This window comes from Microbacterium sp. B35-30, assembly GCF_010634855.1.
In the GTDB taxonomy this organism is placed as follows: domain Bacteria; phylum Actinomycetota; class Actinomycetes; order Actinomycetales; family Microbacteriaceae; genus Microbacterium.
Map to the genome: position 1 here is coordinate 113,843 of NZ_MWLQ01000001.1, position 13,466 is coordinate 127,308.

General features: G+C 71.3%; 10 protein-coding genes. 5 read left to right on the forward strand and 5 right to left on the reverse strand.

Annotation, left to right across the window (positions count from 1 at the left end):
* The first annotated feature begins 5 nt into the window (after positions 1 to 5).
* Entirely contained in the window at positions 6 to 1,412 is a 1,407-nt protein-coding gene (locus B2K11_RS00505) for a glycosyltransferase (RefSeq protein ID WP_163615865.1), read from the forward strand.
* Positions 1,413 to 1,731: 319 nt separating this feature from the next.
* Positions 1,732 to 2,814: a helix-turn-helix domain-containing protein gene (locus B2K11_RS00510; RefSeq protein ID WP_239525528.1), complete on the forward strand. Its 1,083-nt coding sequence runs from the start codon at positions 1,732 to 1,734 to the stop codon at positions 2,812 to 2,814.
* A gap of 39 nt (positions 2,815 to 2,853) precedes the next feature.
* Here B2K11_RS00510 and B2K11_RS00515 read toward each other — a convergent pair whose 3' ends face one another.
* Positions 2,854 to 3,261, reverse strand: coding sequence for a hypothetical protein (locus B2K11_RS00515; protein WP_163615866.1), 408 nt, complete (start codon positions 3,259 to 3,261; stop codon positions 2,854 to 2,856).
* A gap of 257 nt (positions 3,262 to 3,518) precedes the next feature.
* Here B2K11_RS00515 and B2K11_RS00520 point away from each other — a divergent pair, with 257 nt between their 5' ends.
* The 3 genes from B2K11_RS00520 (at position 3,519) to B2K11_RS00530 (ending at position 8,488) form a co-directional block, all read left to right on the forward strand.
* Positions 3,519 to 5,183 carry a SulP family inorganic anion transporter gene (locus tag B2K11_RS00520; protein WP_163615867.1) on the forward strand — a complete coding sequence of 555 codons (1,665 nt, stop codon included), beginning with the start codon at positions 3,519 to 3,521 and terminating at the stop codon, positions 5,181 to 5,183.
* An 84-nt stretch (positions 5,184 to 5,267) separates the two neighbouring features.
* Positions 5,268 to 7,475 (forward strand): AAA family ATPase, encoded by a 2,208-nt coding sequence (locus B2K11_RS00525; protein WP_163615868.1) that lies wholly within the window; start codon positions 5,268 to 5,270, stop codon positions 7,473 to 7,475.
* A gap of 170 nt (positions 7,476 to 7,645) precedes the next feature.
* On the forward strand, positions 7,646 to 8,488 hold the full coding sequence (locus B2K11_RS00530; protein ID WP_163615869.1) for a UbiA family prenyltransferase: 843 nt from the start codon (positions 7,646 to 7,648) through the stop codon (positions 8,486 to 8,488).
* 136 nt (positions 8,489 to 8,624) lie between these two features.
* Here B2K11_RS00530 and B2K11_RS00535 read toward each other — a convergent pair whose 3' ends face one another.
* The 4 genes from B2K11_RS00535 to B2K11_RS00550 form a co-directional block, all read right to left on the reverse strand.
* Positions 8,625 to 9,770 carry an NAD(P)/FAD-dependent oxidoreductase gene (locus B2K11_RS00535; protein WP_239525529.1) on the reverse strand — a complete coding sequence of 382 codons (1,146 nt, stop codon included), beginning with the start codon at positions 9,768 to 9,770 and terminating at the stop codon, positions 8,625 to 8,627.
* On the reverse strand, positions 9,757 to 10,461 hold the full coding sequence (locus B2K11_RS00540; RefSeq protein ID WP_163615871.1) for a methyltransferase domain-containing protein: 705 nt from the start codon (positions 10,459 to 10,461) through the stop codon (positions 9,757 to 9,759). Before B2K11_RS00540 ends, B2K11_RS00535 begins: the two co-directional genes overlap by 14 nt.
* Before the next feature lie 103 nt (positions 10,462 to 10,564).
* Positions 10,565 to 11,722, reverse strand: a complete 1,158-nt coding sequence (locus tag B2K11_RS00545) for a type III polyketide synthase (protein WP_163615872.1) — start codon at positions 11,720 to 11,722, stop codon at positions 10,565 to 10,567.
* A 176-nt stretch (positions 11,723 to 11,898) separates the two neighbouring features.
* The gene (locus B2K11_RS00550) at positions 11,899 to 13,437 is read right to left on the reverse strand and encodes an MFS transporter (RefSeq protein WP_163615873.1); all 1,539 of its coding nucleotides are present in this window, start codon (positions 13,435 to 13,437) and stop codon (positions 11,899 to 11,901) included.
* Positions 13,438 to 13,466 lie beyond the last annotated feature (29 nt).

Genomic DNA, 13,466 nt, shown 5'->3' on the forward strand with positions numbered 1-13,466 from the left:
CCACCGTGCACGTCGTGATGTTCGGCGACCAGCACGCTGAGACCCTCGGCGGCGCGCAGGTCTCGATGCGGCTGCAGCGGCGATTCCTCGAGAAGGCCGGGCACACCGTCACGATCGTCGCACCGAGGATGCACGGCGCGCGGGCCCGGCAGGTGGCCGGAGCCGATCCGTCGTACCTCGACCTTCCCTCGATCCCGATCACGCTCGACCGCGAGTATTCGATGACCTGGCCGGGGCGCCGCACGGATCGATGGCTGGATGCCGCACTCCGGCGCCTCATCGCCGACACCGGGCGGCCGCGGGTCGATGTGGTGCACGTGCAGGCCGACTTCTGGGGCGCCTACATCGGGCATTGCTTCGCGCGGCGTCACGGCCTTCCCGTGGTGCACACGATGCACAACCGCGTCGATGTGGGGATCGAGGCGACGGCGCCCTTCCCGAAGCTCGTGCTCCGGGTGCTCAACGCCTGGCAGCGCCGGGCGCTCGGCGTCTTCATGGAGGGCAAGCCGGTAGGCCGCGACGGCTGGGCGTACCTGCGCCGGTTCGCGGGCCGGTCGGACGCGGTCACCGCTCCGTCATCGCACTTCGCCCGACGGCTCGAGGCGCACGGCGCGGTGCCCGGAGACCGCCGCATGGTGGCACCGCACCTCGATGCCCCGCCGTCCGTGCCCGCGGTCGATGTGATCTGGAACGGCATCGACGACGACGTGCTCGACGAGGTGCTCGCCGAGGCCTCAACGCGTGCGGAAAAGCGGGGCGATGACGCGACACGGCGCGGCGCGGCATCCGTCACCGGCGCGTCGGACGAATCGGCCCGTCTTTCCGCACGCGCTCCCGGGCGGCCGCGGTTCGTCTGGCTCGGGCGCATGAGCCCCGAGAAGCGACTGCTGCCCTTCCTCGAGGCGCTCGCCGCGTCGGGCGTCGACGCCGACGTCGAGATCATCGGGGGCGGCGGGCAGCTGCGCGCCGCCCGGCGCCTGGTAGAGGGGCTCCGCCCGCGTGCGACGGTCACGTTCGCGGGACGGATGCCGTACGCCCAGACCCTGCGGCGCATCGCCGCCGCCGACGCCGTCGTGCAGACTTCGATCGGCTTCGAGACGCAGGGCATGACGATCTTCGAGGCCGCGTCGCTCGGGACGCCGTCGGTCGTGAACGACCCCGACCTCGCCGCCGAGCTGGGGTCGGGCTATTGGGCGGTGGCCGACGGCGACGCGCCCGGTCCAGGCGGCGACGCGCCCGGTCCAGGCGGCGCCGACGACTCGGTCACCGCGCTCGCGGACGCGCTGCGGGCGGCGGCATCCGATATCGCTGCCGGAACGCCCCGCGTTCCCGACCCGACGATCCGCGAACGGTTCCGGCAGTCGTCGCGGACCGCGGCCATGGTCGCGGTCTACGAGCGCGTCACCGCCTGACCCTCGGAATCGCGAGAGGGGAGATCTCCGCACGCTTCGCGGTTGCGGAAATCTCCCTTCGGTGATTCCGGCAGGGGCCAGAGGCGAGTCAGTAGAGGCGGGTGGGATCGATGGGGGTCCGACGGTACCCGTCGGAGCGGAGGGCGGCGATCGTCGAGCCGAGGGCCACCGCGGACAGTGCTGCAAGAAGAATCACGATGAACATGGCAGAAACGCTACGCTTGCGTAGGAACTGCCACGAGTGGCAGAATGGCCATGAAGCGCAGGAAAACTGCCACACCGGAACCGCACCCACGGATGCGCCACACAGGAGGTCCGCATGCACACCGTCGCCTGCATCGTCACGGAGGGCTTCGCGCCGTTCGAGTTCGGGGTCGCGTGCGAGGCGTTCGGCCTCGACCGTTCGGACGACGGAATTCCGAACTTCGACTTCCGCGTGGTCACGCCCGATCCCGGCGTCGTGGAGTCGAAGATGGGTTTCTCGATCAACGTCCATGACGACCTGTCGTTCGCCTACGAGGCGGATCTCGTCGTGGTGTCGCCGATTCCGCATCAGTACTGGGGCCGCATCGACGAGCGCGTGCTCGACGTGATCCGCGCCGCGGTGGCCCGCGGCGCCTGGGTGCTGAGCGTCTGCAGCGGGTCGTTCGTGCTCGCCGCCTCGGGCGTGCTCGACGGGCGCCGCGCCACGACGCACTGGATGTACGCGAAGAAGATGACGGAGATGTACCCGCAGATCGACGTCGACCCCGACGTGCTCTACGTGCAGGACGGCCGCATCATCACGAGCGCGGGCACCGCCGCAGGCCTCGACGCCTGCCTGCACCTGCTGCGTCAGGAGCTGGGTGCCGAGCTGACCAACATCATCGCCCGACGCATGGTCGTGCCGCCGCAGCGCGACGGCGGACAGGCGCAGTTCATCGCCAACCCGCTGCCGGCCACCACGTCGCTGTCGCTCGCGCCGGTCACCGACTGGATGCTCGACAACCTGCGGCTCGAGCTCACGGTCGACCAGCTCGCGTCCAAGGCGCACATGTCTCCGCGCACCTTCGCCCGGCGCTTCAAGGCCGATCACGGTGCGACGCCGGCGGCGTGGCTCGCCCGGCAGCGGATCATCCACGCTCAGCGCCTGCTCGAGAAGACGGACCTCGGCCTCGACCGCATCGCGTACGAGAGCGGGTTCGGCTCGGCGGCCGTCCTGCGGCAGAACTTCGCGCGCGTGCTCGGCACCACCCCGACCGCGTACCGCTCGCGGTTCGCGTGCCACGAGGACGAGATGACGGATGCCCCGACCGCCGCCGAAGCGGTGGCCGGGGCTGGGCCCACGCGCCCGGAGGCTCCGCGCATCGCGCCAGCGATGCGTGGAGAAGGCGTGGGGACCGTGCTCGAATCCGTGGCGTGAGCAGGGCGCGGTGCGTTCGAGCACCGCGCCCTCACGTAGCTATGCGCGGCGTGCGTCGATCTCGCGGCCGTGGACGGTGAGCGCGTAGATCACGATCACGTCGAGGGCGAGCACCGAGAGCGACAGCCACGGCTGGGCGGCGATGAGCGAGAGCTGCCCGATGGCGTTGATCGAGACGAGCACGATCGCCGTGACGCGCGCCCACTTCGCACCGCCGAGCAGGGCGATGCCCACGAGGATGAGCAGGACGCCCGCGATGAGGTGCCACCATCCCCAGCCCTGGATGTCGATGGAGAAGGCGCCGGACTCGCCCACGAAGTAGGCGGTGTCGGGGCCGATGAGAGCCTGGAGGCCGTGGAACGCGTCGATGGCGCCCGCGACGATCAGGAGGACGGCGGTGAACACGCCCCATCCTGCCCAGCCGGTCGTAGTCGTGTTGTCTGTCATGTGAAGAACCCTTCGTTCGGCGAGAAACCGGTGCGATGAGGGAATCCGACCCGCACCACAGGGGTGCTCTGAAGCACTTGCGGCACACACTAGCGAACCTGGGAGAATCCTGAGTGCATTTCTTTCGGCGGTGTTCGCGGAGGTCATCGGCGGACGCATGGCGTCATGTGCCCCGCTCAGCTCTATGGAATGCGCGGGCGTCGAGCCCGCGCGAAGGATGTCGGGTGGAATCGTCCCGCCTTCGTTAGCGTGAGACCGTGGCCTTCCATCCGCGTACGTGGTTCTCGCGCAAGACCCTGCGCAAGGACGCCGTCGCGGGCGTCATCCTCGGCATCGAGGCGGTTCCCGACGGCTTGGCGGCCGGGCTTCTCGCCGGCGTGAACCCCCTGGCCGGGCTCTACGGCTACTTGTTCGGCATGGTCGGTGCGGCCGCGCTCACCAGCAGCGCGTTCATGGCGGTGCAGGCGACCAGTGCGATGGCACTCGTCGTCTCGGATGCGGAACTCGGCACGCTTCCCGACCCGGATCGGGGGCTCTTCACGCTCGCGATCCTCACCGGGATCGTCATGGTCGTCGCCGGGTTCCTGCGTGGCGGCCGCCTCATCAGCTTCGTGCCCACCGCGGTCATGACCGGATTCGTCACGGCGATCGGCGTGAACATCGTGCTCGGCCAGCTGTCGAACTTCACCGGCTATCAGGCCGAAGGCCCCAACCGGCTGCTCAAGACGATCGACGTGTTCCTGCACATCGGGCAGTGGAGCATCCCGTCGCTCATCGTCGGCGCGATCTCGGTGCTCGTGATCGTCGTGCTCCTGCCCACGCGGGTCGGCAGCATGGGCCTGGTCGTCGCCGTGATCCTGGGCTCGGTGTGCGCGGTGATGCTGAACACGTGGGTGAACAGCACGGTGGTGCTGCTGCGCGACATCGTCGAGGTCCCGCGCGGGCTGCCCGCGCCGGTGCTGCCGAGCATCGCCGACGTCCCGGCGCTGCTGATCCCGGCGCTGTCGCTGGCCTTCATCGGCCTCGTGCAGGGGGCCGCCGTGTCCGCGGGCATCCCGACCGCCGACGGGAAGCGCGCCGATGCCAACCGCGACTTCCTCGGACAGGGGCTCGGCAACGTCGTGTCGGGCCTGTTCCAGGGGATGCCGGTCGGCGGGTCGATGTCGGGATCCTCGTTGATCGTGCAGGCCGGCGCGAAGACCCGTCTGTCGCTCTTCATCGCGGGCGCCGTCATGGCCGTCGTGGTGTTCGTCGCCGCCGATCTGGTGTCGTTCGTCGCGATGCCGGCGCTGGCGGGCCTGCTGATGGTCGTGGGGTGGCGCGCGGTCAAACCGAGTCGCATCTACTCGGTGGTCAGGTCGGGCGCCCTGCCGACGGCGATCATGGGCGTCACCTTCGGGCTGACCCTGATCATCCCGCTGCAGTTCGCGGTGCTGGTCGGGGTCGGGCTCGGCGTCATCCTGTACGTCGCCGAGCAGTCCAACAGCGTGCGCGTGCGCGCCGTGCATCTCGCCGGCGACGGCCGCATGCGCGAGAGCGACCCGCCGCCCGTCGTCCCGCCGGGGGAGGTGCTGGTGCTCCAGCCCTACGGCAGCCTCTTCTTCGCGAGCGCGCCGGTCTTCGAGCGCCAGCTGCCCGATGTCAGCCGCGAGTCGAGCGGTGCGGTGGTCATCGTGCGGTTGCGCGGCACCGATGAGATCGGCCTCTCGCACGTCGAGGTGCTGCGCCGGTTCGCACACCAGCTGCGCGACGCCGACTCGACGCTCAAAGTGGTCGCCAGCGAGGAGCGGGTCATCGCGCAGCTGGCCGCCGGCGGACTCACCGCCGACATCGGGGAGGACAACGTCTATCGCGGCTCCGAGTGGGTCGGAGAAGGCCTGCGCCGCGCGTACGCCGACGCGCTGACGGAGATCGAGGCCTGAGGCGACGTTGATTCGGCACCCCGCACGCTGGTAAACTTGAGCCAACGCGACTCAAGTTTCGCACCCACAGATTTCAGGAGACAGATGAACGCCACACAACAGCCCGGGCAGGAGGACGCGCAGAGCGCTCTCGAGCAGTTCGGCATCAACCTCACCGACCGCGCCCGTCAGGGCAAGCTCGACCCCGTCATCGGGCGAGACAGCGAGATCCGGCGCGTCAGCCAGGTGCTGACCCGCCGCACGAAGAACAACCCCGTGCTCATCGGCGAGCCCGGCGTCGGCAAGACCGCCGTCGTCGAGGGCCTCGCCCAGCGCATCGTCGCGGGCGACGTCGCCGAGTCGCTCAAGAACAAGGAGCTCGTCACCCTCGACATCTCGGCGCTCGTCGCCGGTGCCATGTACCGCGGCCAGTTCGAGGAGCGACTCAAGAGCGTCCTCAAGGAGATCACCGAGTCCGACGGACGTGTCATCACGTTCATCGACGAGCTGCACGTGCTCATGGGCGCGGGCGGCGGCGAGGGGTCGGTTGCGGCATCCAACATGCTCAAGCCCATGCTCGCGCGCGGTGAGCTGCGCATGATCGGTGCGACGACGCTCAACGAGTACCGGGAGTTCATCGAGAAGGATGCCGCGCTCGAGCGCCGCTTCCAGCAGGTCTACGTCGGCGAGCCGAGCGTCGAAGACACCGTCGCGATCCTCCGCGGGCTCAAGGAGCGGTACGAGGCCCACCACAAGGTGGCGATCGCGGATGCCGCGCTCGTGGCCGCGGCATCCCTCAGCCATCGCTACATCCCGAGCCGCCAGCTGCCCGACAAGGCCATCGACCTCATCGACGAGGCCGCGTCGCGGCTGCGCATGGAGATCGACTCGGCGCCGCTCGAGATCGACGAGCTGCGCCGCCACGTCGACCGGCTGAAGCTCGAGGAGCTCGCGCTGAAGAAGGAGAAGGACGAGGCCTCGAAGGAGCGTCTCGCGGCGCTCCGTGAGACGTTGCGCACCGAGCAGGAGAAGCTCGGCGAGCTGCAGGGCCGCTGGGAGCGCGAGCGCGCATCGCTGAACCGCGTCGGAGACCTCAAGACCAAGCTCGACGCCGCCCGGATGGAGGCCGAGCGCGCGCAGCGCGAGGGCAACCTCGAGAAGGCGTCGCGCCTGCTGTACGCCGAGATCCCGGCGCTCGAGCGTCAGCTCGTCGAGGCCGAGCGCGACGAGCCGGCGGGCGACCGCATGGTCAACGATCAGGTCACCGACGAGGACATCGCGGCCGTCATCGCGGCGTGGACCGGCATCCCGGTCGGCCGGCTGCTGCAGGGTGAGACCGAGAAGCTGCTGCACCTCGAGGCCGAGCTGGGCAAGCGCCTCATCGGGCAGAAGCAGGCCGTGAAGGCGGTGTCGGATGCCGTGCGCCGCTCGCGCGCCGGCATCAGCGACCCCGGCCGCCCGACCGGCTCGTTCCTCTTCCTCGGTCCGACCGGCGTCGGCAAGACCGAGCTCGCCAAGGCGCTCGCCGAGTTCCTCTTCGACGACGAGCACGCCATGGTGCGCATCGACATGTCGGAGTACGGCGAGAAGCACACGGTCTCGCGCCTGGTCGGCGCCCCTCCCGGGTACATCGGCTACGAGCAGGGCGGGCAGTTGACCGAGGCCGTGCGACGGCGTCCTTACTCGGTGGTGCTGCTCGACGAGGTCGAGAAGGCGCACCCCGAGGTCTTCGACGTGCTGCTGCAGGTCATGGACGACGGGCGCCTCACCGACGGCCAAGGCCGCACGGTCGACTTCACGAACGTGATCCTGGTGCTCACGTCGAACCTGGGTTCGCCGATCCTCATCGACCCGACGCTGTCGGTCGAGCAGAAGCGCGACGCGGTCATGGGCATCGTCCGTCAGGCGTTCAAGCCCGAGTTCCTCAACCGGCTCGACGACATCGTGATGTTCTCGGCGCTCAGTGAAGACGACCTCGCGCAGATCGTGGAGCTCGCGGTCTTCGCACTGCAGCGGCGCCTGAAGGATCGCCGTCTCACGCTCGCCGTGACCCCGGACGCCCGTGCCTGGCTCGCCGAGCGCGGGTACGACCCGGTGTTCGGCGCACGGCCGCTGCGTCGGCTGATCCAGTCCGAGATCCAGGACCGCCTCGCCATGGCGCTCCTGTCGGGCGGGGTGCGCGACGGCGACGTCGTGCGGGTGGATGTCGCGGCCGACGGCTCGTCGCTGGTGCTGACCAGCGACGGCCCCGCCGCGGCCGAGCCGGCCGCGGACGACGAGGACGTGATCGAGGCCGAGCTGCTCGACGACTGAGGTCGGCGAGCAGCGCCGCCGCGTGGCGAGTGGTGGTGCGAAAAAGCGGGCCGGTCACGCGACACGCCGGCGTGCGGCATCCGTCACCGGCGTGTCGGCCTTGCCGACCAGGCTTTTTCGCACGGGGGGCGGAGGACTCCCTTCCGCTCGTGCGCGTGAGAGCATCGAGCGTGCGCACCGTCCGTGCCCTGTGGGGCTCCTCGCATCCCGGGCCGACGCTCGTCGTGACAGTGCTCGCGCTCGCCCTCGGCATCGCGACCGGGCTCGACCTCTGGTGCATCGCGCTGCTGACCGCCTCGGTGTTCGCCGGCCAGCTCTCGGTGGGAATCTCGAACGACGCATTCGACGCGGCCCGCGACCGAGAGGTCGGCCGCACCGACAAGCCCCTCGCGCGGGGCGACGTCACCGTCGGCGTCGCGTGGGCGGCCGCACTCGTTCTGCTCGTGCTCGCGCTGGCGCTCTCGGTGCCGCTGGGCTGGCGGATGCTCGCCGCGCACGCCCTCGCCCTCGGCTCCGCGTGGGCGTACAACGCCGGGCTGAAGTCGACGCCCTGGTCGATCGTCCCCTTCCTGGTGAGCTTCGGGATCTTTCCGTCGCTCGCGACCCTCTCGGCTCCCGACCCGACGTTCGCCGCCGGCTGGGCATGGATCGCCGGTGCGGCGCTCGGCGCTGCCGTGCACCTCACCAATGTCCTGCCCGACCTCGACGACGACGCGCGCACCGGCGTGCGCGGCCTTCCGCACCGGCTCGGTCCCCGGGCGTCGGCGGTCACCGCCGCGCTCGCGGTGGTCGGCGGTGCGATCGCCGTGCTGCTGGGGGCGGTGGGCGGCGATCTCGGCGCGGTCTCGACCGTGTCGTGGGTCTTCTTCACGGCGGTCGTCGCCGTCGCGGCGGTCACCGCATGGCGGGCGATCACGCGGCCGCCGAGTCGGGCGCTGTTCCGGCTGGTGATGCTCGCCGCCCTCCTCCTCGCCACCCAGCTCGTCGCTTCGGGCAGCGCGCTCGCCGGCTGACGCACGGTCCCTGCAGGGGTTTGGGGCGCAGCCGGTGCGTTTGGGGCGCATACGGTGCGCCCCGAATGCACGGCATGCGCCCCGAACCCGAGAGACCGGGAAGGGACGGATGCCGCGGCTCCGGGCCGGACGCCGGTCAGGCGTCGGCGTCGAAGTCCATCGCGTACGCGCGGGCGAACAGGCGACCGGACGAGCCCGCGAGCATTGCGCGCACAGCCGTTCGGCGCAGCACGTCGGTGTGCGGCAGAGGTCGGCCGAGCGCCGTGTTCACGGTCGCCATCGCGGCCGCCGCGCGTGCCGACCGCAGCCGGCGGTCCTCCCACCTCCGCAGCTCGGCGTCGGGCTGGGCGCCCGTGCGCATCCACGAGGCGAGGAGCGGGGCCAGGCCCACGGCGTCGAGCAGACCGAGGTTCATGCCCTGACCGCCGATCGGGCTGACCTCATGCGCCGTGTCGCCGATCGCGAACACCCGCCCGTTGCGCAGCCGCGGCGCGACGACCCGGCGGACGCCGAACGAGGTCGCCGTCTCCACCGCGCTCGCGGCCGCCTCCTCGCCACGACGAGTGAGGGCGTCGCGCAGCCTCGCCGTGCGAGCCTCGGGCGCGTCATCGCCGCCGGGGACGTCCCAGGCCACGAACCGGCGCAGGCCGCCGGGCAGCGGGAACGACTCGAGCACGCCGTCGCGGTCGAGGTGCACCACCGCGACCTCGTCGTCGGGTCGGCCGTCGACTGCGGCATCCGTCATCAGATAGCGGTCGCGGTACTCGCGGACGGTCACGCGACCCGGCCGGTAGACGAGGTCGCGCGCACCGCCGCCCCCCGCGACGACCACGATGCGGCTCTCGAACTCGATGACGCGGCCGAGGTGCGTCGCCCGCACCACGACCCCCCGCGCCTGCGGGATCACGGCCATGACGCGCGCGCCGCGCAGCGGCTCGGGGGCATCGACGCCGACCGCCTCCTCGGTGGACGTCTGCGGCAGCGTCGCCACGAACGGGAACCGCGCCGTGAGGGCGTCGAAGCGCACGGTGCCGAGCAGTCGTCCGCGGCTGCGCGCCTCACCGCGCCCCACCCGCACGGCCTCGGCGAGCAGCCGTTCGGTGAGTCCCGACGGTTCCAGCGCCGCCAGGACGGGGGAGTGGATGCCGATGGCCCGGGTGCCGTCGCCGGCCCCCGGCCGGCGCTCCAGCAGCCGCGCCTCGACGCCGCGCCGCTGCAGCTCGCCCGCCAGCAGCGTGCCGACCGGCCCGGCGCCGACGATCGTGACGTCAGCCACGGCCATGACCCGTCGCGAGCACGCGGAACGGCGCAGGCGTCTGCACGGTCCACGTTCCGGGCATCGCCTCGTCGAGCACCGCCGCGAGCTCGGTGGCCGTGTAGCTGCGCCGGATCGACCGCAGTCCGTCGGTGCGCAGGAACGTGCCCGGCGCGAAGGGTGTGATCCCGATGGCATACAGTCCGTAGGCGAGGCGTGAGCGCTCGATGTCGCTGTGCAGCACCAGTCCGCGGGAGAGCTCCAGCGACTCCGCGACGAAGGCCGGGAGGTCGGCGCCGAGGTGGTGCAGCACGTGATTCGACAGCACCGCGTCGAACGTGTGGCCCTCCGCGACCAGGGTCGCGGCCTCCGCGCAGCGGAACGTCACGCCCTCCACGCTGCCGCGCTCGAGCGCCACCTCGTGCGAGCGCGGGTCGGGGTCGATCCCCGTCCACTGCACGTCGAGCCCGTCGCGGCGGCCAGCCGCGGCCAGGCGCACCACGAGGTCCCCGCCGCCCGAGCCGATGTCGAGCACGCGTGCGGGGCGCCCGAGCGTCGCCAGGTGCGGAGCGAGGGTGCGCCGGTACACGGCACCCCACCCCGAGACGAGGCGGTTGATCGTGCCGAAGCGGCGCAGCGTCGCACGCAGTCGATCGGGATCGCACTCCGGGTCGTCCATGAGTTCGACGAGCCGCTCGTCGCGGACGGCGAAGCTCATCCGACCGCGCCGCCCAGGCTCATGCCGGCCGCGTGTGACAGACCGTGCGCAGAGCGCAGCCCTCCCGCGCGCTCGCCGACCGTGATGGTGGTCATCGCCGGCCTCACGCGGATGCCGCAAAGGTGAGGGCGACGTCGTCGTCCAGCGCTTCGGCCACCCGTCGCTTCGTCATGAGCGCCGATTCGACGGTGAGCCCCGGCCCGAAGGCCAGCCCGGCGACGCGGGCGCCGTCGCCCACCGCGTCGTCGCGCAGCAGCGCCGCGAGGATGAAGAGGATCGTCGCGCTCGACATGTTCCCGAAGTCGCGCAGCACGGCGCGCGAGGCATCCAGTGCATCGGGGGCGAGCTCCAGTCCGGTCTCGACGCGATCGAGCACGCTCCGCCCGCCCGGGTGCACGGCCCACACGGCCGGCTCGCCGTCGTCGCCCAGGAACCGCGCCACCGCACCCTGGATCTCACGCCCGATGATCCGCGGCACCTCAGCCGACAGCACCATCTCGAAGCCGTTGTCGCCGATCGTCCACACCATGTCGGTCTCGCCCTCGTCGGTGAGCGCGGTGCCGAAGCGTTCGAGGTCGAGCCCGCCGGCGCGGCCGATGGCAGGGTCCGCCGTCACGATCGCCGCGGCGGCCCCGTCGGCGAAGACGGATGCCGCGACGATCTGCTGCGGATCGGCAGAGGCGCGCACGTGCAGCGAGCAGAGCTCGGTGCAGACCACCAGCACCACGGCATCCGGCCGCGTCGCGGCGAGCGCCGTCGCGACGCGGAGCGCCGGGAGCGCGGCCGCACACCCGATGAATCCCAGGTGGCAGCGCTCGACAGTCGGACTCAGGCCGAGGTCGCGCACGAGGCGATAGTCCGGTCCCGGCGCGAACAGACCCGTGCAGGACACGGTGACCACGTGCGTGACGGACGACGGCTCGACGCGTCCGTCGCGCAGAGCTTCGCGGGCCGCCTCTGCCGACAGGGCGGGCGCCGTGGCGATGTACAGGTCGTTGCGCGTGCCGGTCGTGGGCGAGAGCAGTCGCCCCTCCGCATCGACGAACGCAGGCACGCCCGCGGCACGCGGGCCGGGTGGCGTCGCCAGGTCGGTCAGGACGGTGTGACGCTGTTCGATGGCCGAGGCGTCGAACACCGCCTGGATGCGCCGCCGGGTGAGGCGGTCGACGCCGTCCTGCGCCGCGAACAGCGCACGGACATCGTCCTGCCGGATCCGGGTGGCAGGGACCGCCGTGCCGATCGAGACGATGCGCGCCGTCATGGAGCAACCTAAGCACGCCCGGGCACCCGTCAGCACCGTCTTGTCGGAATCCGGGCCGTGAGGTACCGGGCGCAGTGCCGGTGTGCATCAGCGTGACGCCGCGCTCCGAGAGCGGATGCCTCGACCCGACCTTGCGCGGCGGGTCGAGGCATCCGACAGTCTTCCGCGCTCCGCGCTCAGCGCCCTTGTTCGATGCCCCCGCCCCCGCCCTCGGCGTCGGCTGCGGGCGGCCCGCCGGTCGCGTGGTCCTCGTGGGCGTCGGGCAGCTCGCGCATGCTCCAGAACGGCCCGATCACGACGAAGAGGCACGCGAGCAGCTCGCCGCTCGCGGCGATCCACAGGGTGGGCACGGTGCCGATCCAGGTGCCGAGGGCGCCTGCGAGGAGGGCGCCGATGGGCATGACGCCCCAGACGACGAACCGGATCGAGGCGTTCATGCGACCGAGGAGCCGCGGCGGGGTGATGCGCTGACGGAAGGTCACCTGCGTGATGTTGTAGAGCAGGATCGTGAAGCTCATCACGAAGTACTGCACCACCAGCAGGGGGAAGGCGAGCGCCGGCACGAGCGAGATCGCGGGCAGGAAGAACGGGGCGATGGAGAACGCGATCGCGCTGATCGGGATCGCACGCGCCTCGCCGAGCCGCTTCACGATGCGCGGCGTCGCGATCGCCCCGAGCAGTCCGCCGACCGCCGACAGCGAGAAGACGATGCCGAGCATCTGGGGCGTCAGGCCGAGCTCGCGCAGCGCGAAGATCGGCAGCAGCGTCGTCGCCATCGTTCCGAAGAAGTTCGCGACCCCGGTCGTGCCGACGATGCGGCGCAGCAGCGGGTTCCCGAACACCCAGCGCAGGCCCTCGCCGATCTCGTGCACGAGCGGCTTGTGGTCTTCGGGCGAGCGCAGCTGCTCGTGGTCGCGGGTGAACAGCAGCGCCACGAACGAGGCCAGGTACGTGCCGACGGTGATGAAGATCGCCAGCGGAGCGGCGAGCACCCCGACCAGCCACCCGCCGACCGCGGGGCCGGCGAGGCCCGCCAGCTGTTCTGTCGACTGCAGCTTGCCGTTGGCTTCGGCGATCTGGTTCGTCCGCACGAGCGACGGGATGATGCTCTGATTCGACACGTCGAAGAACACGGTCGCGACGCCCATGATCAGGGCCACGACGATCATGTGCCAGATCTCGAGCGCGCCGAAGAGGGCGAGCACGGGGAGTGCGCCGAGAGCGACGGCTCTGACGCCGTCCGCGGCGATCATCACGTGGCGCTTGCGCATGCGGTCGATCCAGGCGCCGGCGGGAAGCCCGACGACGAGGAAGGCGGCGACCTGCGCCGCGTTGAGCACGCCGACCTCCCACTCGGTCGCGTTCAGCATCAGCACGGCGAGCACCGGGATCGCCAGCTCGGTGATCTGCGCGCCGAACTGGCTGAGCGCCTGCCCGCCCCACAGCGTCAGGAAGTTGGCGTCGCGCCACAGCGAGCCCTTGCCGGTGGTCGTCGTCGCGGGCCCGGCCGCGGCATCCTGATCCGCCTCCACCGCCTCGTCGGCACCCGCCCGTGATGTGAGCGTCGACGCCTCGGCACGCGCTTCGGCGAGAGTGTCGGCGCCGGGAGCCTCCGGGCGCGTGGGCACAGCCTCGGCACGCGCTTCGGCGAGGGTGTCGGGGGAGAGCTCCGCGAGCGCGGCGTCGGCCGCGCGAAGCTCATCTGATTGGGACATGTCAATCAGTGTGCGCCACTGATTGAGTT

Bases quoted from the DNA above. Each gene is read 5' to 3' on its own strand.
- B2K11_RS00525 (WP_163615868.1), top strand. From the start codon at position 5,268: ATGAACGCCACACAACAGCCCGGGCAGGAGGACGCGCAGAGCGCTCTC.
- B2K11_RS00515 (WP_163615866.1), bottom strand. From the start codon at position 3,261: ATGACAGACAACACGACTACGACCGGCTGGGCAGGATGGGGCGTGTTC.
- B2K11_RS00535 (WP_239525529.1), bottom strand. From the start codon at position 9,770: ATGGCCGTGGCTGACGTCACGATCGTCGGCGCCGGGCCGGTCGGCACG.
- B2K11_RS00545 (WP_163615872.1), bottom strand. From the start codon at position 11,722: ATGACGGCGCGCATCGTCTCGATCGGCACGGCGGTCCCTGCCACCCGG.
- B2K11_RS00540 (WP_163615871.1), bottom strand. From the start codon at position 10,461: ATGAGCTTCGCCGTCCGCGACGAGCGGCTCGTCGAACTCATGGACGAC.
- B2K11_RS00510 (WP_239525528.1), top strand. From the start codon at position 1,732: ATGCACACCGTCGCCTGCATCGTCACGGAGGGCTTCGCGCCGTTCGAG.
- B2K11_RS00550 (WP_163615873.1), bottom strand. From the start codon at position 13,437: ATGTCCCAATCAGATGAGCTTCGCGCGGCCGACGCCGCGCTCGCGGAG.